This is a genomic window from Sinorhizobium sp. BJ1, from assembly GCF_002531555.1.
Taxonomy (GTDB): Bacteria; Pseudomonadota; Alphaproteobacteria; order Rhizobiales; family Rhizobiaceae; genus Sinorhizobium; species Sinorhizobium fredii_B.
Genome location: NZ_NWTH01000004.1, coordinates 301,428 through 325,424, shown reverse-complemented (window position 1 = coordinate 325,424; position 23,997 = coordinate 301,428). Strand labels below are relative to the sequence as shown.

At 63.0% G+C, this 23,997-nt stretch carries 20 protein-coding genes and 1 riboswitch; of the genes, 15 read left to right on the top strand and 5 right to left on the bottom strand.

What is annotated here, in order from left to right; translation table 11 throughout:
* Window positions 1-77: 77 nt before the first annotated feature.
* From CO676_RS07670 to CO676_RS07660, 3 genes are all read right to left on the bottom strand, one after another.
* A complete protein-coding gene (locus tag CO676_RS07670; RefSeq protein ID WP_097520355.1) occupies window positions 78-1,442 on the bottom strand; it encodes a glutamine synthetase family protein in 1,365 nt (454 codons plus the stop codon).
* 94 nt (window positions 1,443-1,536) lie between these two features.
* Window positions 1,537-3,084: an amino acid permease gene (locus tag CO676_RS07665; protein ID WP_097520353.1), complete on the bottom strand. Its 1,548-nt coding sequence runs from the start codon at window positions 3,082-3,084 to the stop codon at window positions 1,537-1,539.
* Window positions 3,085-3,191: 107 nt separating this feature from the next.
* The gene (locus tag CO676_RS07660; protein WP_097520141.1) at window positions 3,192-3,965 is read right to left on the bottom strand and encodes an N-formylglutamate amidohydrolase; all 774 of its coding nucleotides are present in this window, start codon (window positions 3,963-3,965) and stop codon (window positions 3,192-3,194) included.
* Between the two features lie 170 nt (window positions 3,966-4,135).
* Between CO676_RS07660 and CO676_RS07655 the strand changes: the two genes are divergently transcribed.
* The 6 genes from CO676_RS07655 to CO676_RS07630 all read left to right on the top strand — a co-directional run bounded on the left by CO676_RS07655 (window position 4,136) and on the right by CO676_RS07630 (window position 10,043).
* Complete coding sequence (locus tag CO676_RS07655) at window positions 4,136-5,014, top strand: MurR/RpiR family transcriptional regulator (protein ID WP_097520351.1); 879 nt, start codon at window positions 4,136-4,138, stop codon at window positions 5,012-5,014.
* 193 nt (window positions 5,015-5,207) lie between these two features.
* A complete protein-coding gene (locus tag CO676_RS07650) occupies window positions 5,208-6,311 on the top strand; it encodes an ABC transporter substrate-binding protein (protein WP_097520140.1) in 1,104 nt (367 codons plus the stop codon).
* A 68-nt stretch (window positions 6,312-6,379) separates the two neighbouring features.
* A complete protein-coding gene (locus tag CO676_RS07645) occupies window positions 6,380-7,261 on the top strand; it encodes an ABC transporter permease subunit (RefSeq protein ID WP_097520139.1) in 882 nt (293 codons plus the stop codon).
* Window positions 7,258-8,046, top strand: coding sequence for an ABC transporter permease (locus CO676_RS07640; RefSeq protein ID WP_014765207.1), 789 nt, complete (start codon window positions 7,258-7,260; stop codon window positions 8,044-8,046). Before CO676_RS07645 ends, CO676_RS07640 begins: the two co-directional genes overlap by 4 nt.
* A 4-nt stretch (window positions 8,047-8,050) precedes the next feature.
* Window positions 8,051-9,112, top strand: a complete 1,062-nt coding sequence (locus CO676_RS07635) for an ABC transporter ATP-binding protein (protein ID WP_097520138.1) — start codon at window positions 8,051-8,053, stop codon at window positions 9,110-9,112.
* A 115-nt stretch (window positions 9,113-9,227) separates the two neighbouring features.
* Window positions 9,228-9,479: riboswitch (FMN riboswitch) on the top strand.
* Window positions 9,480-9,569: 90 nt separating this feature from the next.
* Window positions 9,570-10,043: a 6,7-dimethyl-8-ribityllumazine synthase gene (locus tag CO676_RS07630; protein WP_097520137.1), complete on the top strand. Its 474-nt coding sequence runs from the start codon at window positions 9,570-9,572 to the stop codon at window positions 10,041-10,043.
* 74 nt (window positions 10,044-10,117) lie between these two features.
* Here CO676_RS07630 and CO676_RS07625 read toward each other — a convergent pair whose 3' ends face one another.
* Together CO676_RS07625 and CO676_RS07620 are read right to left on the bottom strand one after the other, a co-directional pair.
* Window positions 10,118-10,444, bottom strand: coding sequence for a TfoX/Sxy family protein (locus CO676_RS07625; RefSeq protein WP_014765210.1), 327 nt, complete (start codon window positions 10,442-10,444; stop codon window positions 10,118-10,120).
* 130 nt (window positions 10,445-10,574) lie between these two features.
* Window positions 10,575-11,546: a GlxA family transcriptional regulator gene (locus tag CO676_RS07620; protein WP_097520136.1), complete on the bottom strand. Its 972-nt coding sequence runs from the start codon at window positions 11,544-11,546 to the stop codon at window positions 10,575-10,577.
* 109 nt (window positions 11,547-11,655) lie between these two features.
* On the opposite strand from CO676_RS07620, the gene CO676_RS07615 reads away from it, so the two are divergent.
* The 9 genes from CO676_RS07615 (at window position 11,656) to CO676_RS07570 (ending at window position 23,985) form a co-directional block, all read left to right on the top strand.
* Window positions 11,656-12,558 carry a 3-keto-5-aminohexanoate cleavage protein gene (locus tag CO676_RS07615; RefSeq protein ID WP_097520135.1) on the top strand — a complete coding sequence of 301 codons (903 nt, stop codon included), beginning with the start codon at window positions 11,656-11,658 and terminating at the stop codon, window positions 12,556-12,558.
* Between the two features lie 224 nt (window positions 12,559-12,782).
* Complete coding sequence (locus CO676_RS07605) at window positions 12,783-14,273, top strand: carnitine 3-dehydrogenase (RefSeq protein ID WP_097520133.1); 1,491 nt, start codon at window positions 12,783-12,785, stop codon at window positions 14,271-14,273.
* Window positions 14,274-14,462: 189 nt separating this feature from the next.
* The gene (locus CO676_RS07600) at window positions 14,463-15,623 is read left to right on the top strand and encodes an acyl-CoA dehydrogenase family protein (RefSeq protein ID WP_097520132.1); all 1,161 of its coding nucleotides are present in this window, start codon (window positions 14,463-14,465) and stop codon (window positions 15,621-15,623) included.
* A 92-nt stretch (window positions 15,624-15,715) separates the two neighbouring features.
* Window positions 15,716-17,779, top strand: a complete 2,064-nt coding sequence (locus tag CO676_RS07595) for an acetate--CoA ligase family protein (RefSeq protein WP_097520131.1) — start codon at window positions 15,716-15,718, stop codon at window positions 17,777-17,779.
* A gap of 5 nt (window positions 17,780-17,784) precedes the next feature.
* Window positions 17,785-18,567, top strand: coding sequence for a carnitinyl-CoA dehydratase (locus CO676_RS07590; protein WP_014765216.1), 783 nt, complete (start codon window positions 17,785-17,787; stop codon window positions 18,565-18,567).
* 271 nt (window positions 18,568-18,838) lie between these two features.
* Window positions 18,839-20,428, top strand: coding sequence for an ABC transporter substrate-binding protein (locus tag CO676_RS07585; protein ID WP_097520130.1), 1,590 nt, complete (start codon window positions 18,839-18,841; stop codon window positions 20,426-20,428).
* Window positions 20,429-20,430: 2 nt separating this feature from the next.
* Entirely contained in the window at window positions 20,431-21,537 is a 1,107-nt protein-coding gene (locus CO676_RS07580) for an ABC transporter permease (protein ID WP_041414526.1), read from the top strand.
* Window positions 21,534-22,361 carry an ABC transporter permease gene (locus CO676_RS07575; protein ID WP_014765219.1) on the top strand — a complete coding sequence of 276 codons (828 nt, stop codon included), beginning with the start codon at window positions 21,534-21,536 and terminating at the stop codon, window positions 22,359-22,361. Before CO676_RS07580 ends, CO676_RS07575 begins: the two co-directional genes overlap by 4 nt.
* On the top strand, window positions 22,354-23,985 hold the full coding sequence (locus CO676_RS07570; protein WP_097520129.1) for an ABC transporter ATP-binding protein: 1,632 nt from the start codon (window positions 22,354-22,356) through the stop codon (window positions 23,983-23,985). The genes CO676_RS07575 and CO676_RS07570 overlap by 8 nt, the downstream gene beginning before the upstream one ends.
* The last annotated feature ends 12 nt before the right edge of the window (window positions 23,986-23,997 follow it).

The window sequence follows — 23,997 nt, the reverse complement described above, 5'->3', positions numbered from 1 at the left end:
TTGGCGGCGGCTCGGGCCAGCGAAGACGGGGCGGCAACGGGAGCCCCTCCCCCTTGTGGGGGGGGAGAGGTCGTGCCCTATGCTCGTTCGAACCCCCGCGCCACCTCCCAATCGGTGACGCGCCGGTCGTATTCCTCCTGCTCCCACCGGGCGGCGCGAGTATAGTGGTCGATGACCTCTTCGCCGAACGCCTCACGCAACATCTTGGACTCCGTCAGGGCGTCGGTTGCCGCCCTGAGCGTATGCGGAATTTCGCGCACGTCCTTGCCGTGATAGGCATCGCCGACGAAGGGCGCTTCGAGCTCCAGCTTGTTCTCGATGCCGGAAATGCCGGCCGCGATCAAAGCAGCGAAGGCGAGATGGGGGTTAAGGTCGGACCCGCCGACTCGGCATTCGATGCGGATCGCCTTGGTTTCGTCGCCGCAAAGGCGATAGCCGGCGGTGCGGTTGTCCTTGCTCCAGATCGCTTTCGTCGGCGCAAATGTCCCGGCCATGAAGCGCTTGTAGGAATTGATGTAAGGCGCCAGGAAATAGGTGATCTCGCTCGCATGGGCGAGCAATCCGGCCACGTAGTGCCGCATCAGCTCGGACATGCCGTAACGCCCTTCCTTGTCGTAGAATAGCGGCGTCTTGCCGTCGAGGCTCCACAGAGATTGGTGGACGTGCGACGAGGACCCCGCGGCGGAATAGTTCCATTTGGCGAGGAAGGTGATCGCCTTGCCGCGCGACCAGGCAATCTCCTTGCAGCCATTCTTGATGATGGCGTGACGGTCGGCCATCGTCAGCGCGTCGGAGTAGCGGACGTTGATCTCCTCCTGGCCGGCGGAGGCTTCCCCCTTGGAATTCTCGACCGGAATGTCCGCACCCTGGAGGCCGTTGCGGATCGCCCGCATCACGTCTTCTTCCTTGGTGGTCTGGAAGATGTGATAGTCCTCGTTGTAGCCGCTGGCGAGCTGCAGGTCGCGGTAGCCGGACAGGCGCGCATCTTCGTAGGACTGATCGAACAGGAAGAATTCGAGCTCACTCGCCATGAAGGCTTTGAGGCCCATGGCCTCGAGCCGCGCGATCTGCTTCTTGAGGATGGCACGCGGCGAATGCGGCACCTCCTCATGGGTATGGTGATCGAGAACGTCGCAGAGGACCAGCGCCGTGCCCTCGAGCCAGGGAATGCGCCGAAGCGTCCCAAGATCCGGCTTCATCGTGTAGTCGCCGTAGCCCTTCTCCCAGCTCGTCGCCTTGTAGCCGGGCACGGTCTCCATCTCCATGTCGGTCGCCAGCAGATAGTTGCAGCTATGCGTTTCCTTCCAGGCGCTGTCGACGAAATATTGCGCGTGAAAGCGCTTGCCCATCAGGCGGCCCTGCATGTCCACCTGGCAGGCGAGCACCGTATCGATGCGGCCGGCGGCGACATCTTCCTTCAGTTCCTCGAACGAGTAGCTCATGAAAGTCAAATCCCATGTTTCGGCGCGGCCGTTCCCGTAGCCGCCAATACGAAGAGGAGACCGCAAGTGCGATCTCCGCCCTCTTTTTGTCTTCTTAGACTTCGCCGACGGCCTTTTCGGCCGCAGCGATCTCGGCCTGGCGGCGCGCGACCTCATCGCCGATCGGCGGCCCGCGGAAGCGGCGGTTCTCGAAGCCGAACCAGATGATGCCGGTGACGACGAGGAAGCCGACGGTGATGTAGAGCGCCCAGTCATTCGGCGGCTGAATGCCGAGCACGAAGATCAGCACCATCGCGATGATCGACAGGATCGCAAACAGCTTGAACATTCCTTCGCCGAGGTTCCAGGGCCCCATCTTGTCCCATTTCGACGTTCCCCAGGCGAAAAGGCCGAGCGTGATCGGGATCGCGAAGGAGAAGAACAGGAAGATGACCGTGCACGAGACGACGATCGTATAGACCGGCGTTTCGCCGATCGAGACGAGCGACGAGCCCCAGACGAACAGCACTGCGAGGATCGAGCCCGTCCAGATCGCCGCAACGGGCGTGCGATAGGTGGGGCTTACCTTCGAAAGAGCCCTGGAGGCCGGCAGACCGCCATCGCGCGAGAAGGCGAAGATCATGCGCGAGACCGAAGTGACCGTTGCCAGGCCGCACAGCCACTGGCTGACGAAGATGGCGAGATAGAGTATGTCCTTGATGACCGGGTGGACCTGTGCGTCCATCGCCCAGAAGAAGACGTTCCAGCCCTGCTTGGCAGCCTCGTCCATGTTCGGGATCATCAGCACGAAGGCGCACAGCATGATGTAGCCGAAGAGCGCCGACCAGAGCACCGAGGAGACCATGCCGCGCGGCACCGATTCGGCCGCCTTGACCGTTTCTTCCGATGTATGCGCCGAAGCGTCATAGCCGGTGATCGTGTAGATCGGCAGCAGCAGGCCGAGCAGGAAGACCCAGGTTCCGGAAGTCTGCGGCCAGACATTGCCGCCTGCTTCGCCGGAATAGTTCGAGAAGGTGAAGAGCCTGCCGATCTCGTAAGAGTCGGCTGCTGCAAGGCAGGCAATCGCCAGCAGGATCGCGGTCGCGAAGATCAGATAACCCGAGAAGTCGGTGAGCTTCGCCGTCAGCCCGATTCCCATATGGTTCACCAGTGCCTGCGCGCCGGTGATGATGGCCAGGAATACGATGCGCGTGGTCGTCGAGTCCTCCAGTCCCAGATAGGGCGTGCCGAACGAACCCATGAAGAAATAATAGGTACCGACATTGATGGCGCCGAGAACCGTGACCAGCCCGAGGAGGTTGAACCACGCCGTCACCCAGCCGGTAAAACGGTTCCCGAGGATCGAGCCCCAGTGATAGAGGCCGCCAGCCGTCGGATAGGCGGAGCTGATCTGCGCCATGGCAACCGCGAAGACGAGCGAGATGAAGCATCCAAGCGGCCAGCCTATGCCGATTGCCGCTCCGCCCGCACCGGCGGTCGCCTGCGCCAGCGAGTTGATGCCGCCTGATAGGATACAAATGATTGAGAAGGATACGGCGAAATTCGAGAACTGGCTCATTCGCCGCTCGAGTTCCTGGGCATAGCCCATCGAATGCAGGACTTGCAGATCCTGCTTCTTATCGGTTTCGATGTAGTCTGACATCTCTTTCCCCTGTTTCTCCTGACCCGGCGCGCCATTGCGAAAGGTCATGTCACCTCCTGTTCCGGCACAGGAACAGGACCGCGGCTTTGCCGCTCCCCTGGGTCTTTTTATCTTTTCGGAAGGGCGGCCACGCTTCTGGCGAACAGCCCTTCCAGATAATCGGCCATGACCCTTTGGCCGATCTCGTTGCGAATGAGATCGTTTCTGATCTCGATCATCACGTTCGGCAGCCCATAACGGACGCCGTATTCTATCAAGCTATGCGTTACCCCGTCATTCGGCCCATAGGGCTCATTGCGACGGATGTCGTATGCAACCTGCCCCGCCGTCGCGGCCGCCAGCATGCGATCGGCGAGCCGACTGTCGGCGTCGTGCAGGATGCCGAGCTCGACGCTGCGCGGCTTGCCGAAATAGACCGGCGTGAAGCTGTGCATGGTGACGAGGATGGGAAGCCTGCCGGCCGCCTTGCGGCCGACGACGAACTCGGACACCGCATCGTGGAACGGCAGGTATATCTCGTCGATCCGCGCCTGGCGCTCCGCCGCCGACATCGATCGGTTCCCCGGCACCTCGTAGACCTCGCTGACGACGGGTGTTGCAGCGTCGGAATCCGGAGGCCGATTGCAGTCATAGACGAGGCGCGAAAAACGCTGATGAATGAGCGTGCCGCCCAGCTTCCCGGCAAGCAGCCTCGAAACCGCCAGCGCACCCGGGTCCCAGGCGATGTGGCTCTCAAGCGCTTCCTTGGAAAGCCCAAGCGTTCCGAGGCGCTCTGGCAGACGGCTGGACGCATGCTCGCAGACGAAGAGGAAATCTCCCTTCGCATCGGCATTCTCAATGGCGACCGAGTCGCCTTCCGCCTGCGTCAAAAGCCCCGCCAAAACCGGCTCCCCATTGCCTCGTCAGACGATGTTGATGAAAAGAATTCTTCACGAATCGGCGAGTGTCAATAAAAATCTGAAACGATCTCTTCAGATTTCCATTGACTCCAATTGGGGCCGCGATGTTTAATTTCCTTCAAGCTGGCAAAGACCGGCTGAGGGGCATGACATTGAACGGCAACAGGGCATCCATGACGGTGTCGGATGTGATCAACGCACATTTCGCGGTGCTGACGCGCGCCGAGAAGCGTTTGGCGGAGACACTTCTCGACAACTATCCGGTCTCCGGTCTCGGCTCGATCACCACGGTCGCCGAGAACGCCGGCGTTTCGACGCCAACGGTGGCACGCATGGTGCAGAAGCTCGGTTTCCGCGGCTTTCCCGATTTCCAGTCGAGGCTGCACCAGGAATTGGAGGCGACGATCTCCAATCCGATCGCCAAGCACGATCGCTGGGCGGCAAGCGCACCGGGCACCCACATCCTCAACCGCTTCGCCGATGCCATCATGGGCAACATGCGCCAGACGCTATCGCAGATCGAGCCCGTCGAATTCGATCAGGCGGCGGCCCTCGTCGCCGACCGTAAGCGAAATGTCTATCTCGTCGGCGGCCGTATCACCCGCTCGATGGGCGATTATCTCTTCACCCATCTCCAGGTCATCCGCACCGGCGTCACGCAGATTGCCGCCAATCCGAGCTCGTGGCCGCACTACGTTCTCGACATGAAACAGGGCGACGTCCTGATCCTGTTCGATATCCGTCGCTACGAACAGGAAATGGAGACCCTCGCCCGCTCGGCCCGCAACCGGGGCGTCGAGATCATCCTCTTCACCGACCAATGGGGTTCGCCAATCGCCAAGTCCGCCTCCAAGGTTTTCCGCGCCCAGATCGAGGTGCCCTCGGCCTGGGACAGCTCGGTCATGCTGCTATTTCTCGTCGAGACGCTGATCGAGGCGGTGCAGAGCTCGAATTGGGACGAGACGAGGGATCGAATGAAGACGCTCGAGGGCCTCTTCGATTCGACACGCATCTTTCGCAAGCCAGGCTAGGAGGTACCGGTCGCAGACTGAATGTCCGGATGAAGGATTGAAGGTGCAAGGCGCGCCGCGCACCCCTTGGAACGCAAGCCCGGCCAAAGCGGCGTTCTCGCCGCAAACGGGAAAAAGGCCTGTCACACAAGTTTCATCGCGCCACTTTAACAGCACCGCCGAAGTTGACTGAAAACCGATAAGGAGAACACCAGTGATTTCAAGGACTCAACGCCTGCTCTCGCTCTCGACCGCCATGCTGCTGGCAACCACGGCTGTGGCCGCTGCCGAGCCGAGCGAAGAGCTCATCGCCGCCGCCAAGAAGGAAGGCACGCTGACGACCATCGCGCTTCCGCACAGCTGGTGCGGTTATGGCGACGTCATTGCCGGCTTCAAGGCTAAGTACGGCATCGAGGTCAACGAATTGAACCCGGACGCCGGTTCGGGTGACGAGATCGAAGCGATCAAGGCCAACAAGGGCAACACCGGCCCGCAGGCGCCTGACGTGATCGACGTCGGCCTGTCCTTCGGCCCCTCGGCCAAGGCCGAAGGCCTGATCCAGCCCTACAAGGTCTCGACCTGGGACACGATCCCGGACAGCGCCAAGGATCCGGAAGGCTTCTGGTACGGCGACTATTACGGTGTTCTCTCCTTCGTCGTGAACACCGACATCGTCAAGGAAGTGCCGAAGGACTGGGCGGACCTCAAGAAGTCGGACTACGCGAACTCGGTCGCGCTCGCCGGCGATCCGCGCGCGTCCAACCAGGCCGTGCAGGCCGTCTATGCCGCCGGCCTTTCCGCCGGTGAAAAGGATGCCGCCAAGGCGGGTGAGGCAGGCCTCGGCTTCTTCGCCGAAGTCAACAAGGCCGGCAACTTCGTTCCGGTCATCGGCAAGTCCGCTTCGCTCGCGCAAGGCTCGACCCCGATCATCATCGCCTGGGACTATAACGGTCTCTCCTGGCGCGACAGCCTGAACGGCAACCCGCCGGTCGAGGTCGTCGTTCCGGCCTCCGGCGTCGTCGCCGGCGTCTATGTGCAGGCGATCTCGGCCTACGCCCCGCATCCGAACGCCGCCAAGCTGTGGATGGAATATCTCTATTCGGACGAAGGCCAGCTCGGCTGGCTGAAGGGCTATTGCCACCCGATCCGCTTCAACGACCTGGCCAAGAACGGCAAGATCCCGCAGGAAATGCTCGACAAGCTGCCGCCGGCAGCGGCCTATGAAAAGGCCGTCTTCCCGACGCTCGAGGAGCAGGCTGCCGGCAAGGAAGCGATCACCACCAAGTGGGACAGCGTCGTCGGCGCCAACGTGCAGTGATGCAAACGCCTCCCCGCTCATCCGCGGGGAGGCCTACTTCCTCCGACACCGGAACGGCCGAAGCCTTCATGACCACGACTACAGCGACAGCACCTCTGATCAGCAAACGAGCGGTCATCGATTGGCTCGGCATCGCACCCTTCGCAATCTTCGCGCTTCTGTTCCTGATTGTTCCGACACTCTATCTCGTCACCGGCGCCTTTCTGACGCCCGAGGGGGCGTTCACCTTCAAGAACCTCGGCGATCTCTTCACCCCGTCGATCATGAGCGCCTACTGGATCTCGATCCGCGTCTCGGTCGCCTCCTCGCTCGGCGGCGCGCTGATCGGCTTCTTCCTCGCCTGGGCGATCGTGCTCGGCGGCGTGCCGAACTGGATCCGCTCCGGCCTGCTGACTTTTTCCGGCGTCGCCTCGAATTTCGCCGGCGTGCCGCTGGCCTTCGCCTTCCTGTCGACGCTCGGCCGCACCGGCCTCGTCACCGTCTTCCTGCGTGACTGGTTCGGCTTCAATCTCTACGGAACCGGCTTCAATCTCCTGAGCTTCTCCGGTCTCACCATCACCTACATGTATTTCCAGATCCCGCTGATGGTGCTGATCCTGACGCCGGCGCTGGACGGGCTGAAGAAAGAGTGGCGCGAGGCCGCCGAAATCCTCGGCGCCTCCACCTGGCAATATTGGCGCATGGTGGCGCTGCCGATCCTCTGGCCGAGCCTGCTCGGCACGACGCTTCTGCTTTTCGCCAATGCCTTCGGCGCCATCGCGACGGCTTACGCGCTGACCGGCAGTTCGCTCAACATCGTGCCCATCCTGCTTTACGCTCAGATCCGCGGCGACGTGCTGCACAACCCGAACCTCGGCTACGCGCTGGCGCTCGGCATGATCGTCATCACCGGCGTTTCCAACATTCTTTATATCTGGCTGCGTATGCGCGCCGAACGGTGGCAGAAATGAAAGCACAACGCCTCGGCGCCTGGATCGCCATCGCCATCGGAGCGAGCTATTTCATCGTTCCGCTGCTCGGCACGCTGGAGTTCTCGCTGCGCATGCGTCGCGGCGCCTATTCTTTCGACGCCTACGCATCGGTTTTCTCCGACATCCAGTTCCGCGAGACTTTCGGCTATTCGATGCTGATGGCTGTGCTGACGATCATCTTCGGCATGCTGCTCGTCGTACCGACGGCCTATTGGGTGCGGCTGCGCCTGCCGCAGGTCCGCCCGGTGGTGGAATTCGTCACCCTCCTGCCGCTCGTCATCCCGGCGATCGTCATCGTCTTCGGTTATCTCCGGCTCTACAATTCCTCGTCGATCCTGCCGCTGACCGGCTCGACCTCGGGCACCAATGCGCTGCTGATGTTCTCCTACATGACGCTGTCGCTCCCCTACATGTACCGCGCCGTCGATACGGCGATGCGGGCGATCGATGTCAGGACGCTGACGGAAGCGGCGGAAAGTCTCGGCGCCAAGTGGCCGACGATCCTCTTCCGCTGCATCTTCCCGAATGTGATGAGCGGCGTGCTTTCCGGCGCCTTCATCACCTTCGCGATCGTGATGGGCGAATTCACCATGGCGGCGTTGCTCAACCGGCCGGCCTTCGGTCCTTATCTGCAGCTCGTCGGCGCCAACAAGGCCTATGAGCCCTCGGCGCTCGCAGTCATCGCCTTTGCCATCACCTGGCTCAGCATGGGGCTGCTCCAGCTCGTCTCCCGTTTCCAGAAATCCGTTTCGCCCAAGGCTTGATCACATGGCATTCCTGACACTGACCAATATCCAGAAGTCCTTCGGCCCGGTTCAGGTCGTCCATAATTTCGACATGGGCATTAACAAGGGAGAGTTCGTGTCCTTCCTCGGCCCGTCCGGCTGCGGCAAGACCACGGTCCTGCGGATGATCGCAGGTTTCGAGACGCCGTCCGGCGGTTCGATCGTCATCAATGGCAAGGACCAGGGCACGCTGAAACCAAACCAGCGCAACATCGGCATGGTGTTCCAGGCCTACGCGCTTTTCCCGAACATGAACGTGCAGGACAATGTCGCCTTCGGCCTGAAGGTCGCCGGCGCCTCCAAAACGGATATTGATATACGGGTGAAGCAGATGCTCGGGCTCATCAAGCTCGAGCACCTGGCGGACCGCTTCCCCTATCAATTGTCCGGCGGCCAGCAGCAGCGCGTGGCACTTGCCCGCGCGCTTGCCGTCAAGCCGCAAGTGCTGCTGCTCGACGAGCCGCTCTCGGCACTCGATGCGAAGATCCGCATCTCGCTGCGCGAAGAGATCCGGCAGATCCAGCAGCAGCTCGGTATCACCACGGTGTTCGTCACCCACGACCAGGAGGAGGCGCTTTCGATCTCCGACCGCATCGTCGTCATGAACGCCGGCCGCGCCGACCAGATCGGCACCCCCTTCGAGATCTACAATACGCCGGCGACCCGCTTCGTCGCCTCCTTCGTCGGCACGCTCAACATCATCGAAGGCAAGGTGGCCGACCCCGCCACCGGTGCCGTGATCGTCGGCGGACACCGTATCTCGCTGAAGGAGCCGATCGCCGCCCTGAAGGGCGGAGACGGTATCTCGCTGGCGCTCCGGCCGGAAGCGGGGTCCATCGCCGAGGGCGCGAGGGGCGACACAGCGCTTCCCGGTGAAGTTGTCTCGACGAGCTTCCTCGGGTCAGTGATCCGCACCAAGCTGCGGGTTGGCGAGGATGTCATCTCGTTCGACATGTTCAATGACCCAGGCATCACTCCCCCTGTTGCGGGAGAGAATGTGACATTGCGCTTCGCCGCCAAGGACCTGCTGGTCATTCGGGAGTAGCTCTGGGCCGGAATGTTTTGTTGGGCTTCCCAGGTTCGGAAAGAAATCTGTCGTGATTTCTCGCTTTTTCGTCGTTGCGCGCGTTTGACCGGCGCCGACCTCTGTGTATAGTCGCACGCGTTCTCAGGGCGGGGTGAAATTCCCCACCGGCGGTAGCGGTCGGTGGATCTAACGATCCGACGGTCGAAGCCCGCGAGCGCTTCAGGCACCTACAGCGCCGCGCGTCTGTTTGACGCGCAAGGGTCGCTGTAGTTTTTGAGTCGCTGCATGATTTCGCCCTTAAAAGGAATCATGCAGTGCCTGAAGGTCAGCAGATCCGGTCGAAGTCCGGAGCCGACGGTCACAGTCCGGATGGAAGAGAGCAAGCAGTGCGAACCCCTTTCGCGGGGTAGCCGCGCATGCATGTTCGCCCGACGGGATCATTGGAAAAAATGCCAACCCTGAAAGGCTTGAGACCATGACCATTCTTTCCCACCCCTCCACCAAGATCGCCATCGTCCGCGCCCGCTGGCACGCCGATATCGTCGACCAGTGCGTCGATGCCTTCGTCGCGCAATGGTCGAAGCTCGGCGGCAACGCGGCCGACGTCGAGATCTTCGATGTGCCGGGAGCACTGGAAATTCCGCTGCATGCGCAGAAGCTCGCCAAGACCGGACGCTATTCTGCGATTCTCGGCACCGCCTTCGTCGTCAATGGCGGCATTTACCGCCACGACTTCGTTGCCGGCACCGTGCTCGACGGTATGATGCGCGTCCAGCTCGACACGGATGTGCCGGTGCTTTCGGCCGTCCTCACTCCCCACAACTTCCAGGAAAGCGAGCCGCTGATCGCCTTCTTCCGCGACCATTTCGTCGTCAAGGGCGAGGAGGCTGCGAATGCCTGCGCGCAAATTCTCGCTGCGCGCGCCAAGCTCGCCCTAGTCAACGCCTGAGGCGTCTTTCGCTAAATCTGAGGAGGGGGCGCGTGAAAACGCGCCCCCGTTACGCCCCGGGCCGCTGCCTGCGGTCACTTCGGCGGCAGCGAGAGCACATAGCCGAGCGCCGCATCCAGCAGGCGTCTCCTCAGGGCATCGTCGCCATAGGCCTCGGCACCTGCGCGCACCCAGCCATGCATTCGACGCTCGCCCATCACCATCGGAGCAATGCCCGGGAGGGCCAGGGCCCAGCCGTCATTGCCCTTGCCGAGCCTCACCAGCATCCCGTCCTCCCGGGCGCCGGAGACGAGATTGCCGTTCACGAGAAACGCCAGGCCGCCGAACATCGGCTTTTCGGAGAGCCCCGGCCGCTCGCCGAGTTCCTGCCTGATCAATTCTTCAAGCCCCAGATCGCGCATTGGATTTTTTCCTCGTTCTCTTCCGGCCAAGGCGGCGCGTGCATGATTCACTTCCCGACAAACCGGCAATAAATCTCTGATTCAATTCACGGAAACGGCCTCCGCTGAATCACTCTCTGAAGTCGTTGAATCAGCTCTTGAGCTTCAGTCTCCGCCGCGTCTCGCTCGGGCTCTCGCGATAGTGGGCGCGGTAGCTGCGCGAAAACGACGACGACGAGTTGAAGCCGCAAATCGCCGCGATGTCGGCAAACTCTATTCGCGTCTCGATCACCTTGCGGCGCGCCGCATTGAGGCGTAGCGCCAGGTAGTGCTCGTGCGGGGCCACCCCCATGGTGTCCTTGAAGAGGTCTTGCAGGTGCCGGGCGCTGACGCCGATCCGGCGTGCCAGCTTGGCGAGTGTCAGCGGCGCCTCGACGGTATCCTCCATCAGCTTGACCGCCGCGCCGACCCGACTGTCGAGAATGCGCATGTTGCCGATCGCCGGCACCTGCAGCAGGTCGCCGCGCGTGCGCTCCTGCTCGTAGATGAAGAGGCGCGAGACCTCGAGCGCCAGCGAATAGCCGTGCGCACGACGGATCAGTTCCAGCATCAGGTCGAGCGTCGGCAGCGAGCCGCCGGTGGTGATGCGCTTGCCATCGATGACGAAACGGTCGCGAACCATGCTCACCTGCGGATAGGCGGTGGCGAAATCCTCGAAGTCTTCCCAATGGGTCGTGGCGAAAAAATTGTCGAGGAGGCTCGTCTCGGCCAAAAGCCAGGAACCGGATTCGATCCCCGCCATCGCATCGCGGTGCCGCGCCGTCTGCGACAGCAGCATCTTCAGCTGCGAGGTGGCGCTGCGCCGCCAATTGTAACTCGACAGTACGAAGAGCGGCGCCGTCTCGCGCAGCGGCCGAAAGGGGCCGGACACCGGGATCGGGATGCCGCTTTTGGTCTCGATCGCTTCGCCGTCCGGGCTGAACATCGTCCAGCTATAGAGCGCCCGCCCAGCGATCCGGTTGGCGGCGCGCAGCGGCTCGACGACGGAGGCGACAAGAATGAGATTGGTCTCCGGCAGGATCAATAAATCAATATGCTGCACGTGCGAAATCCGAGCGTCCATGGCGAAACTTCGTCCCATTTGTGCCGATAATGTATAGGATCGCTCCACTTATGGAAAGCAGCGTCGCCTTTTCTGGCTCGTAATGGGTGCAACGAAAAGGGAGACAGCTATGCCGCTCAGCATGAACCGCGAGGTCTTCATCACTTGCGCCGTCACCGGTTCGGGGGACACCGTTTCGAAATCGGGCCACGTTCCGATCACGCCGAAACAGATCGCCGAAGCGGCGATCGAAGCGGCCAAGGCGGGTGCCGCCATCGTCCATTGCCATGTCCGCGATCCCGAAACCGGGACGCCGGCTCGCCGCCTCGACCTCTACAGGGAGGTGACGGACCGCATCCGCTCCGCCGATGTCGACATGGTCCTCAACCTGACCGCCGGCATGGGCGGCGACCTCGTCTTCGGCAATGTCGAAAACCCCCTCCCGCTCAACGAGAAAGGCACCGACATGGCCGGCGCCACCGAGCGCGTCGCCCATGTCGCCGAATGCCGGCCGGAGATCTGCACGCTCGACTGCGGGACGATGAACTTCTCGCTCGGCGATTATGTGATGACCAACACGCCGTCGATGCTGCGCGAGATGGCGCGTCAGATGACCGCCCTCGGCGTCCGCCCCGAGATCGAGGCCTTCGACACCGGCCATCTCTGGTTCGCCAAGCAGCTCGTCGAGGAAGGCCTGATCGAGGATCCGGTGCTGATCCAGCTCTGCATGGGCATTCCGTGGGGCGCGCCGGACGATCTCAACACCTTCATGGCGATGGTCAACAACGTGCCGTCGAACTGGACCTTCTCGGCCTTCTCGATCGGCCGCAATGCGCTCGCATATCCGGCAGCGGCGATCCTCGCCGGCGGCAATGTCCGCGTCGGCCTGGAGGACAATCTCTATGTCGGCAAGGGGCAGCTCGCGACGAACGGTCAGCTCGTCGAAAAGGCCGCGTCGGTAATCGAGGGCATGGGTGCAAAGATCATCGGACCGGCAGAGGTCCGCGAGAAGCTGAAGCTGACGAAGCGGTGACAAGACCCCTCCCTTCCCCAAAAGGGGGGGCTTAGTCTGCCGCGCCGGCAAACCCGAAGTCATCGTCGGCATGCTTGGCCAAGTCTTGCGAAAGACCGAGCGGCAGGGCGAAGGAGCGAAGAGGGACGTAGAGGATCCGGAGCCACCCATCCCTCCCCCTTGTGGGGAGGGTGGCCCGAAGGGCCGGGAGGGGCTCCCCACGGAACAAACGGGGTGGAGAGGGAATGAGCATCATCACCAGGGCCGCCTGTGTCGGCGGCGGCGTCATCGGCGGGGCCTGGGCGGCGCGGTTCGCGCTCGCCGGCATCGACGTCAACATCTTCGACCCGCACCCGGAAGCCGAGCGCATCATCGGCGAGGTCATGGCCAATGCCGAGCGGGCCTATTGCATGCTGACCATGGCCCCGCTGCCGCCGCGCGGCAAACTCGTCTTCTGCAAAAGTATCCAGGAAGCCGTCCACGACGTTGACTGGATTCAGGAAAGCGTTCCCGAACGGCTGGAACTGAAGCGCGGGGTGGTAACCGAGATCGATGCCTTCGCCCGCCCCGACGCGCTGATCGGTTCCTCCACCTCCGGCCTGCTTCCATCGGACCTGCAGGCCGAGATGAAGCATCCCGACCGTATGTTCGTGGCCCACCCCTACAACCCCGTCTACCTGTTGCCGCTGGTGGAGCTGGTCGGCGGCAAGCAGACTTCGCCGGAAACGATCAAGCGCGCCGAAGCAGCCGTCGCCGAGATCGGCATGAAAGGCGTCGTCATCGCCAAGGAGATCGAGGCCTTTGTCGGCGACCGGCTGCTCGAAGCGCTCTGGCGCGAGGCGCTCTGGCTGATCCAGGACGATATCTGCGATACCGAGACGCTCGACGATGTCATGCGCTACTCCTTCGGGATGCGCTGGGCGCAGATGGGTCTGTTCGAGACCTATCGTATCGCCGGCGGCGAATCGGGCATGCGTCACTTCCTCGCCCAGTTCGGTCCCTGCCTCAAATGGCCCTGGACCAAGTTCACCGACGTCGTCGATCTCGACGACGCACTCGTCGAGAAGATCGGCGCGCAATCCGACGCCCAGGCCGCCGGCCGCTCGATCCGCGAGCTCGAACGCATCCGTGACGAAAACCTCGTCGGCATCATGCAGGCGCTGAAAGCCGGCAATGACGGCGAAGGCTGGGGCGCCGGCAAGCTGCTCGCCGATTTCGAGAAGCGCCTCTGGGCGAAGGGCGGCAATCAGTCGAAGACGTACGACGCTTCCGGCCCCCTGCGCCTGGTCGAAATCAAGGTCAACGCCGCCTGGGTCGACTACAACGGTCACATGACCGAGCACCGCTATCTGCAGCTCTTCGGCGACACGTCGGATGCGCTGCTCAGGCTGATCGGCGTCGACTTCGCCTATGTGGAGGCGGGCCACAGCTACTACACCGTCGAGACGCATATCCGCCATCTCGGCGAGGCCAAGCTCGGCCAGGCACTCCATACGACGCTGCAAATTCTTTCGTCGGACGAAAAGCGCATCCACTTCTTCACGAGGATTCATGACGCCGCCTCTGGTGAGGTGATCGCCACCGCCGAGCAGATGATGCTGCATGTCGATGCCAAGGCCGGCAAGTCTGTCGCTGCGCCGGCCGCGGTGTTGGAGAAGCTGAAGCCGATCGCGGAAGGCCACGCGAAGCTCGCCGCGCCGGAAGGTGCAGGGCGGTACGTGGGGCAGAAACGCTAGCGCCTGAGGCGGCTGCCCCTCATCCGGCTGCCGCCACCTTCTCCCCGCAAGCGGGGAGAAGGGAGACGCCGAGTCGTCCAAGTCCCCTCTCTCCGGGGAGAGGGCTAGGGTGAGGGGAAAAGCACCAGCGGATCGTTGAGGAGCGATCTGCGGGCGAACGCAGGCGGACAAGAACGACGAGGGAGAACCATGAATTTCGCACTGACCGAAGAACAGCAGATGATTGTCGATACGGTCCGCAGTTTCGTCGAGACCGAGATCTATCCGCACGAGGACGAGGTCGAGCGCACCGGCATCGTGCCGCGGGAGCTTGGCCAGGACATCGCCCGCAAGTGCAAGGAGCTCGGCTTCTTCGCCTGCAACTTTCCGGAAGAGGTCGGCGGCGCCGGCCTCGATCACCTGACCTTCACGCTCGTCGAGCGCGAACTCGGCCGCGGCTCGATGGGCCTGACCGTCTTCTTCGGCCGCCCCTCCGGCATCCTGATGGCCTGCAATGAAGAGCAGCGCGAGCGTTACCTGCTGCCGGCGATCCGGGGTGACAAGTTCGACGCGCTTGCCATGACCGAGCCGGACGCTGGTTCCGATGTGCGCGGGATGAAATGCTTCGCCAGACAGGACGGCGACGACTGGATCGTCAACGGCACCAAGCACTTCATCAGCCACGCCGATATCGCCGATTTCGTCATCGTCTTCATCGCCACCGGCGAGGAGCAGACACCGCGCGGGCCGAAGAAGAAGATCACCTGTTTCCTCGTCGATCGCGGCACGCCCGGCTTCGAAATCCGCGACGGCTACAACTCCGTTTCGCATCGCGGCTATAAGAACTGCATCCTGACCTTCGACGATTGTCGGCTGCCCTCCTCGCAGATCCTCGGCGAAGTTCACAGAGGCTTCGATCTTGCCAATGACTGGCTCTACGCAACACGGCTGACGGTCGCCGCCACCTCCGTCGGCCGCGCCCGCCGCGCCTTCGATTATGCCCTCTCCTATGCGGCCGAGCGCAAGCAGTTCGGCAAGCCGATCGGCGCCAACCAGGGCGTCTCCTTCAAGCTCGCCGACATGATCACCGAAATCGATGCCGCCGACCTCTTGACGCTGTCGGCCGCCTGGCGGCTCGACCAGGGCCTGCCGGCGAACCGCGAGATCGCCTCTGCCAAGGTCTACGCCACCGAAATGCTCGCCCGCGTCACCGACGAAGCCATCCAGATCTACGGCGGCATGGGGCTGATGGACGACCTGCCGCTCGCCCGTTTCTGGCGCGACGCCCGCGTCGAGCGCATCTGGGACGGTACCTCGGAAATCCAGCGGCACATCATCAGCCGCGATCTGCTCAGGCCGTTGGGGGCATGAGGGATGGTGGTCTTGATCGATATGCGTTTTCAAAAAGCCCCTCCCCCCAGCAAAAAAGATCGAGGCGTCTTTATTCGCGAGGGAGGCAATCGATGACCGCCCCTCCCCGCTCCCTCGACCGCCTCATCCGCCCCCGCTCCATCGCGGTCTTCGGCGGCAAGGAGGCGCGCCGCGTCATCGAACAATGCGACAGGATGGGTTTTGCCGGCAAAATCTGGCCGGTCCATCCGCGCGAGGATGAAATCCTCGGTCGCCGCTGCCATCGCTCGGTCGCCGACCTGCCGGAGGCGCCGGATGCTTCCTTTGTTGGCGTCAACCGCGCATTGACCATCGAGATCATCCGCGATCTGGCGGCGCGCGGCGCCGGCGGTGCGGTCTGCTACGCTTCAGGCTTCCGCGAGGCGGCGAGCGAGCTTGCCGACGGCAACGACCTGCAGGAGGCGCTGGTCGCCGCCGCAGGTGACATGCCGATCGTCGGGCCCAACTGCTACGGCTTCATCAACATGCTGGACGGGGCGCTTCTCTGGCCGGACCAGCACGGCATGCTGCGCGTCGAGCGCGGCGTGGCGATCCTCACCCAGTCCTCCAACATCGCCTGTAACATCTCGATGCAGAAACGCGGGCTGCCGCTCGCCTATGTGATGACCGCTGGCAACCAGGCGCAGACCGGCCTCTCCGACATCGCCTGCGCCGTGCTCGAGGATCCGCGCGTCACCGCGGTCGGGCTCCATATCGAAGGTTTCGACGGTATCGAGGCGCTGGAGCGGCTCGCTACCCGCGCCCGCGAATTGCGTAAGCCGGTGGTGACGCTGAAGATCGGCAAGTCGGAGGCCGCGCAACTCGCGACGATTTCCCACACCGCTTCGCTCGCCGGCAATGACCGCGTCTCTTCGGCCGTGCTCGCCCGGCTCGGCATCGGCCGCGTCGACACGCTGCCGGAGCTTTTGGAAACGCTGAAGCTTCTGCATCTTCATGGCCCCCTCCCCAGCGCCGACATCTCCTCGATGAGCTGTTCGGGCGGCGAAGCCTCGCTGATGGCGGATGCCGGCGTCCGGCGCAAGGTCGCCTTCCGAGCGCTCAAGGACGAGCAGCGCCAGCCGCTGCGGGAAAGTCTCGGCGACATGGTGACGATCGCCAATCCGCTCGACTACCACACCTTCGTCTGGGGCAATCGCGAGAAGCAGACCGCCGCCTTCACCGCCATGATGCGGGGCGGCTACGCGCTGAACCTGATCGTGCTCGATTTCCCTCGCCTCGACCGCTGCAACGCCGAAGACTGGGCGATGACCTGTGATGCGGTGATCGACGCGGCGAACGCGACAGGCGCCGTCGCCGGCATCGTCGCTAGCCTCGGCGAGAACATGCCGGAAGAAACCGCGCTCTCCTTGATCGCAGCAGGCGTCGTGCCTTTCTTCGGCGTCGACGAGGCCCTCGCGGCGGCCGAGACAGCGGCCGCAATCGGCGCCGCTTGGGAAAGGCCGGCCCCGCCGCCTCTCGTCAAGGCCGCAGCAGCCGGCGGCGATGCCACCTCATTGACGGAGGCTGAAGCCAAGGCGGAGCTCGCCCAAGCGGGTGTGGCTGTACCGCAAGGCAAAACCGCTGTAACGCCGAAGGAAGCTGCAGAGGTCGCCGAAACCATCGGCTTCCCGGTCGCACTCAAGGGTCTCGGCGTTGCCCACAAGACCGAAGCCGGTGCCGTCAGGCTCAATCTGACAACCCGGGAAGAAGTGCTCGCCGCCGCGGAAGCGATGGCATCGGTCGCCTCCGGCTATCTGGTGGAGAGAATGATCGCCAGGCCGGTCGCCGAGCTGATCATCGGGGCGATGCGCGATCCGGTGGCGGGTCCGGTGCTGACCATCGGGGCTGGCGGAATCCTGGTGGAATTGATCGACGATTCCGCAATCCTGACGCTACCTGCCACCGAAGCGATGATCAAGGCGGCAATTGACGGCCTGAAAATCAGGAAACTGCTCGACGGCTATCGCGGCGGTCCGAAGGGCGATGTCGCGGCGTTGACAGACACTGTCGCAGCCGCGGCATCCTATGTCGTTGCAAACGCTTCCAAACTCGAAGAACTCGATATCAATCCTATTATGGTATTGCCGGATGGCCATGGAGCCGTCGCCGCCGATGCCTTGATCCGCCGGAGGAAATGACGCCTATGACCGGACCGATCCTCACCCGCCGCGAAGGCGGCATTCTCGAAGTCACGATCGACCGGCCGAAGGCGAACGCCATCGACCTGAAGACAAGTCGGGTCCTGGGCGAGATCTTCCGCGATTTCCGTGACGACCCGGCGCTGCGGGTGGCGATCATCACCGCGGCCGGCGAGAAATTCTTCTGTCCCGGTTGGGACCTGAAGGCGGCGGCGGAGGGCGATCCCGTCGATGGCGACTATGGTGTCGGCGGTTTCGGCGGCATGCAGGAGCTCCGCGACCTTAACAAGCCGATCATCGCCGCCGTCAACGGCATCTGCTGCGGCGGGGGGCTGGAGATCGCCCTTTCGACAGATCTCATTCTCGCGGCCGAACACGCGACCTTCGCGCTACCGGAAATCCGCTCCGGCACGGTCGCCGACGCTGCCTCGATCAAGCTGCCGAAGCGCATCCCCTATCACATCGCCATGGACATGCTTCTGACCGGGCGCTGGCTCGAAGCTGCGGAGGCGCATCGCTGGGGTTTCGTCAACGAGATCCTGCCCCCAGGTCGACTGATGGAGCGCGCCTGGGAACTCGCGCGCCTCCTCGAAAGCGGCCCGCCGCTCGTCTATGCGGCAATCAAGGAGGTGGTGCGCGAAGCCGAGGGCCGCGACTTCCAGACGACAATGAACAAGATCACCCGTCGCCAGTTCAAGACGGTCGACGTGCTTTATTCGAGCGAAGACCAACTGGAGGGAGCCCGAGCCTTCTCCGAGAAGCGCGATCCGGTCTGGAAGGGGAGATGAGACCGGTGGCCCGGAATGGCGGCGTGGTGCCGTAGACTGGAGTCCACAAGGCCAACTTATGGAAAGAAATGATCATTTAGGACGTTACAAGCTTCCATCGAGCGGATAGCCTTTGGTTGAAGCCTATAGCGCCCCCGAGACAGGAGGGAGGATAAAAGGAAAGGACATCCAAGCGGTACAGTGCCTTGGGCCATCGAAAAAGGATGGCAATACGCAGTCTCTACCAATCACAATGAACGGCGAATGCCGGCTAACGAAAGGGAACAGGGGAATGAGCGATTACAAGGATTATCTGACACGACAGGTCATGCTGGGCAAAATGAACCGCCGCGAGTTTCTCGGGCGCGCTGCCGCGTTAGGCATTGCCGCATCGACCGCGAACACGCTGTTTGCGACCAGTGCCGCAGCGCAGGAGCCGAAGCGCGGAGGGCACCTGAAACTCGGCCTCGAGGGTGCGGCCGCAACCGATTCAAAAGACCCGGCAAAGGCGCTTTCACAATTCCTGTTCGTCGTCGTTCGGACCTGGGGCGACCTGCTCGTCGAAAGCCACCCCACGACCGGCGCGCCCGTGCCGGCGCTTGCCGAGTCTTGGGAGCCTTCCGCCGACGCGGCGACCTGGACCTTCACGATCCGCAAGGGCGTCAAATTCCATGATGGCAAGGAACTGGCGGTAGAGGACGTCGTCAAGACGCTGCAGCGTCACACGGACGACAAGTCGGAGTCGGGCGCCCTTGGCGTCATGAAATCCATCAAGGAAATCAAGGCCGATGGCGGCAAGCTCGTGCTGACGCTGACCGAAGGCAATGCCGACCTGCCGCTGCTGCTTTCCGATTATCACCTCGTCATCCAACCGAACGGCGGCATGGACAACCCCGACGCCATGGTCGGCACCGGGCCCTACAAGGTCGCGAGCTTCGAACCGGGCGTGCGTGCCACTTTCGAAAGAAACCAGGACGACTGGCGTACGGATCGAGGTTACGTGGATTCGGTCGAACTGATCGCCATGAACGACGCGACGGCACGCATCGCCGCTCTTTCATCCGGTCAGGTGCACTTTATCAACCGCATCGACCCGAAGACGGTCAGTCTCCTGAAGCGCGCGCCGACGGTCGAGATCCTGAACACGTCCGGCCGCGGCCACTACGTTTTCATCATGCATTGCAACACCGCGCCGTTCGACAACAACGACCTTCGCATGGCGCTGAAGCTGGCGATGGACCGCGAGACCATGGTCCAGCGAATCCTCGGCGGTTACGGCAAGATCGGCAACGACTTCCCGATCAACGACACCTATGCCCTCTTCCCGGAAGGCATCGAGCAGCGCGTCTATGATCCGGACAAGGCCGCCTTCCATTACAAGAAGTCGGGCCACAGCGGGCCGGTGCTGCTGCGCACCTCCGACGTCGCCTTCCCGGGCGCGGTGGATGCCGCCGTTCTCTACCAGGAGAGCGCCAAGAAGGCCGGCATCGAAATCGAGGTCAAGCGCGAGCCGGGCGACGGCTACTGGACCAATGTCTGGAACGCCCAGCCGTTCTGCACCTCCTATTGGGGCGGCCGTCCGACCCAGGACCAGATGTACTCGACGGCTTACCTGTCCAACGCCGACTGGAACGACACCCGCTTCCAGCGTGAGGACTTCGACAAGCTCCTGCTCCAAGCGCGTTCCGAGCTGGATGAGGCCAAGCGCAAGGACATGTACCGCACCTTGGCGATGATGGTCCGCGACGAAGGTGGCGTGATCCTGCCGATGTTCAACGACTTCGTGAACGCGTCCACCAAGCAGGTGAAGGGCTACGTCCACGATATCGGCAACGACATGTCGAACGGCTATGTCGCAACCCGGGTGTGGCTGGACGCGTGACGATGGAGAGCGGACCGATCACTGGTCCGGTTCTGACCGATGGGGCCGCGGGTGACACACACCCGCGCTCCGCCGAGCTTTCCGGAGTACCAGCAAAGCCCAACCCTGCCACCGGCGAGCTCGGCGGCACGTTCTGGCGGCGTTTCGTCTTTCGCCGCCCTCTCGTGGCGCTGATCCTTCAGCGCCTCGGCCTCAGCGTCGGCCTGCTCTTCGCCGTGTCGCTGATGATCTTCGGCGGCATCGAGGCGCTCCCCGGCGATTTCGCCACCACCTATCTCGGCCAGTCGGCGACGCCGCAAGCAGTCGAGAACATCCGCAAGGATCTCGGCCTCGACCGGCCCTGGAGCGAGCGCTATCTCAGCTGGCTCGGCGGTGCCGTTCAGGGCGACTTCGGCACCTCCTGGGCAAGCAAGAACTCGGTCAGCGAACAGATCGGCAAGAGACTCGGCAATTCCCTCTTTCTCGCCTTTTTCGCGGCTCTCATTTCCGTGCCGCTTGCCGTCGGCCTCGGCATGCTCGCGGTGCAGTTCCGCAATCGACTACCGGACAAGATCATCAACGTGATTTCGCTGGCGGCGATCTCTCTGCCGGAATTTTTCATCGGCTATCTGCTGATCATGTTCTTCGCCGTCCAATTGGGCGTCGCCACATTCCCGGCGACCGTCTACGACAGCATGACCTTCACCGAGCGGCTCTCGGCGATTGCACTCCCGGTCGCAACCCTCGTGCTCGTCGTCCTAGCGCACATGATGCGCATGACGCGGGCGGCGATCCTCAACGTCATGTCATCGGCCTATGTCGAGACCGCTGAACTCAAGGGTCTCGGCACCTTCCGCATCATCGCGCGGCATGCCGCGCCCAACGCCGTGGCGCCGGTCATCAACGTCATCGCGCTGAATCTCGCCTATCTTGTCGTCGGCGTCGTCGTCGTCGAGGTGGTGTTCGTCTATCCCGGCATGGGGCAGTACATGGTGGACGCGGTGACGGTGCGCGACATGCCGGTCGTGCAGGCCTGCGGGCTGATCTTCGCGGCCTTCTACATTTTCCTCAACATGGCGGCCGATATTCTCGCCATTCTCGCCAATCCGAGACTGAGGCACCCGCGATGAACCTGCGATCTATCCCCATCAGCGCCTGGGTCGGCATCATCGGCATTGCTGTCGCCCTTCTTTGCGCCCTCTTCGCTCCCTTCATTGCCCCCTTCGGCGAGCGGGACGTCGTCGGCGAGATCTGGATGCCAGCCGGTGGCGATTTCCTGCTCGGCACTGACAATCTCGGGCGCGACCTGCTCTCGCGCCTGATCTACGGCGCCCGCACAACAATCTTCGTGGCGCTGGCGGCGACCCTGATCTCCTTCGCGCTCGGCATGATCCTGAGCTTCGCGGCGGCCGTCACCGGCGGCTTCGTAGACCAGCTCTTCTCGCGCTTCAACGATCTGATGATGGCAGTCCCGACGCTGATCTTCGCGCTCGTCGTGCTTGCCGTCCTGCCGCAGCATCTCTGGATCCTCATTCTGGTGATGGCGGTGCTCGACTCCACCCGCGTCTTCCGCATCGGCCGCGCCGTCGCCCTCGATGTCGCGGTGATGGAATTCGTGGAGGCCGCACGGCTTCGCGGCGAAGGCAGCCTGTGGATCATCTTCCGGGAGATCCTGCCGAACACGCTGTCGCCGCTGCTTGCCGAATTCGGCCTGCGTTTCGCCTTCTCGATCCTATTCCTCTCCACCCTCTCCTTCCTCGGCCTCGGCATCCAGCCACCGGCCGCCGACTGGGGCGGCATGGTCAAGGACAACAAGGACGGCATCATCTTCGGCATCTCCGCGGCACTGGTTCCCGGCGCGGCGATCGCAACCCTCGCCATCAGCGTCAACCTCGTCGTCGACTGGCTGATGAAGCGCACCTCGAGCCTGAAAGGAGGGCGCGGCGATGCCTGATCTGCTTTCCGTCAAGAACCTGAAGATCGAGGCGACGAGCTATCCGCCCGGCGAACCGCCGAAAGTGGTGACGCTCGTCGAAGGCGTCTCCTTCAATCTCGAAAAAGGCAAGGTGTTGGGTCTCATCGGCGAATCCGGCGCCGGCAAGTCGACGATCGGCCTCTCCGCACTCGCCTATGGCCGCGGGGGCGTTCGCATCACCGGCGGCGAGGTGCTGCTCAATGGCCGGGACATCCTGAAGCTCGACCGCAGCGGCATCAATTCTGTCCGCGGATGCCACGTCTGCTATGTCGCCCAGTCCGCGGCGGCGGCCTTCAACCCGGCCCACAAGCTCGGCGACCAGGTGATCGAAGCCTCGCTCCGCCACGGCATCATGTCGAGAGAGGAAGCGAAGAAACGCGCCCTCTATCTCTTCCGTGTGCTCGGCCTTCCCAGCCCTGAAACCTTCGGTGAGCGCTATCCGCATCAGGTTTCCGGCGGTCAACTGCAGCGCGCCATGACCGCCATGGCGCTCTGCCCGAACCCGGAGCTGATCGTCTTCGACGAGCCGACGACGGCGCTCGACGTGACGACGCAGATCGACGTGCTGGCGGCGATCAAGCACGCCATCGAGGAGACGCACACGGCGGCGCTCTATATCACCCACGATCTCGCGGTGGTCGCCCAGATCTCCGACAACATCATGGTGCTCCGTCACGGCAAGACCGTCGAATACGGTACCACCAAGCAGGTGATCGAAGCGCCGCGGGAAGACTATACCCGGGCGCTTGTCAGCGTTCGGCAGGCGAAGCGCGACGAAGCCCCGGACCAGTCCGGCACGCTCCTCAAGATCGAGGGCGTCCATGCCGGCTATTCGAACGGTTTCAAGGTGCTGCACGAAGTCTCGATGCATCTGCCGAAGGGGCAGACGCTGGCGATCGTTGGCGAATCCGGCTCCGGCAAGTCCACCCTCGCCCGCGTCATCACCGGCCTTCTGCCGCCAAGCCAAGGCCGGATCGTCTTCGACGGCAAGGAACTGCCGAAGGCGCTAAAAGGCCGGACGAACGAGCAGTTGCGCCGCATCCAGATGATCTACCAGATGGCGGACACGGCCATGAACCCGCGCCAGACGGTGCGCGACATCGTCGGCCGGCCGCTCTCCTTCTATTTCGGCATGCGCGGCGCCAGGAAAACCGAACGCGTCAAGGAACTACTCGACCAGATCGAGATGGGGTCGCGCTTTCTCGATCGCTATCCGGCCGAACTCTCCGGCGGTCAAAAACAGCGCGTCGCGATCGCCCGGGCGCTCGCCGCCAAGCCGGAACTCATCCTCTGCGACGAGCCGACATCGGCGCTCGACCCGCTGGTGGCCGAAGGCATCCTCAACCTGCTTACGAAGCTTCAGGAGGAAACCGCTGTTTCCTTTGTCTTTATCACCCACGATATCGCAATCGTCCGGGCCATCGCCGACTCGGTCGCCGTGATGCATCGCGGTCGACTGGTGCGGTTCGGTCCGAAGTCGAAGGTGCTCTCGCCGCCTTTCGACGACTACACCGACCTGCTCTTGAAGTCGGTGCCGGAGATGGAAATCGGGTGGTTGGAGCGGGTGCTGAAGACGCGGCGGATGGAGAGTGCCGGGAATTGATCGAGAGCGGAG

Bases quoted from the DNA above. Each gene is read 5' to 3' on its own strand.
- CO676_RS07580 (WP_041414526.1), top strand. From the start codon at position 20,431: ATGGAGAGCGGACCGATCACTGGTCCGGTTCTGACCGATGGGGCCGCG.
- CO676_RS07600 (WP_097520132.1), top strand. From the start codon at position 14,463: ATGAATTTCGCACTGACCGAAGAACAGCAGATGATTGTCGATACGGTC.
- CO676_RS07625 (WP_014765210.1), bottom strand. From the start codon at position 10,444: ATGCGCGATCTGGGGCTTGAAGAATTGATCAGGCAGGAACTCGGCGAG.
- CO676_RS07590 (WP_014765216.1), top strand. From the start codon at position 17,785: ATGACCGGACCGATCCTCACCCGCCGCGAAGGCGGCATTCTCGAAGTC.
- CO676_RS07570 (WP_097520129.1), top strand. From the start codon at position 22,354: ATGCCTGATCTGCTTTCCGTCAAGAACCTGAAGATCGAGGCGACGAGC.
- CO676_RS07630 (WP_097520137.1), top strand. From the start codon at position 9,570: ATGACCATTCTTTCCCACCCCTCCACCAAGATCGCCATCGTCCGCGCC.
- CO676_RS07595 (WP_097520131.1), top strand. From the start codon at position 15,716: ATGACCGCCCCTCCCCGCTCCCTCGACCGCCTCATCCGCCCCCGCTCC.
- CO676_RS07620 (WP_097520136.1), bottom strand. From the start codon at position 11,546: ATGGACGCTCGGATTTCGCACGTGCAGCATATTGATTTATTGATCCTG.
- CO676_RS07645 (WP_097520139.1), top strand. From the start codon at position 6,380: ATGACCACGACTACAGCGACAGCACCTCTGATCAGCAAACGAGCGGTC.
- CO676_RS07605 (WP_097520133.1), top strand. From the start codon at position 12,783: ATGAGCATCATCACCAGGGCCGCCTGTGTCGGCGGCGGCGTCATCGGC.
- CO676_RS07585 (WP_097520130.1), top strand. From the start codon at position 18,839: ATGAGCGATTACAAGGATTATCTGACACGACAGGTCATGCTGGGCAAA.
- CO676_RS07635 (WP_097520138.1), top strand. From the start codon at position 8,051: ATGGCATTCCTGACACTGACCAATATCCAGAAGTCCTTCGGCCCGGTT.
- CO676_RS07665 (WP_097520353.1), bottom strand. From the start codon at position 3,084: ATGTCAGACTACATCGAAACCGATAAGAAGCAGGATCTGCAAGTCCTG.
- CO676_RS07670 (WP_097520355.1), bottom strand. From the start codon at position 1,442: ATGAGCTACTCGTTCGAGGAACTGAAGGAAGATGTCGCCGCCGGCCGC.
- CO676_RS07640 (WP_014765207.1), top strand. From the start codon at position 7,258: ATGAAAGCACAACGCCTCGGCGCCTGGATCGCCATCGCCATCGGAGCG.
- CO676_RS07615 (WP_097520135.1), top strand. From the start codon at position 11,656: ATGCCGCTCAGCATGAACCGCGAGGTCTTCATCACTTGCGCCGTCACC.
- CO676_RS07575 (WP_014765219.1), top strand. From the start codon at position 21,534: ATGAACCTGCGATCTATCCCCATCAGCGCCTGGGTCGGCATCATCGGC.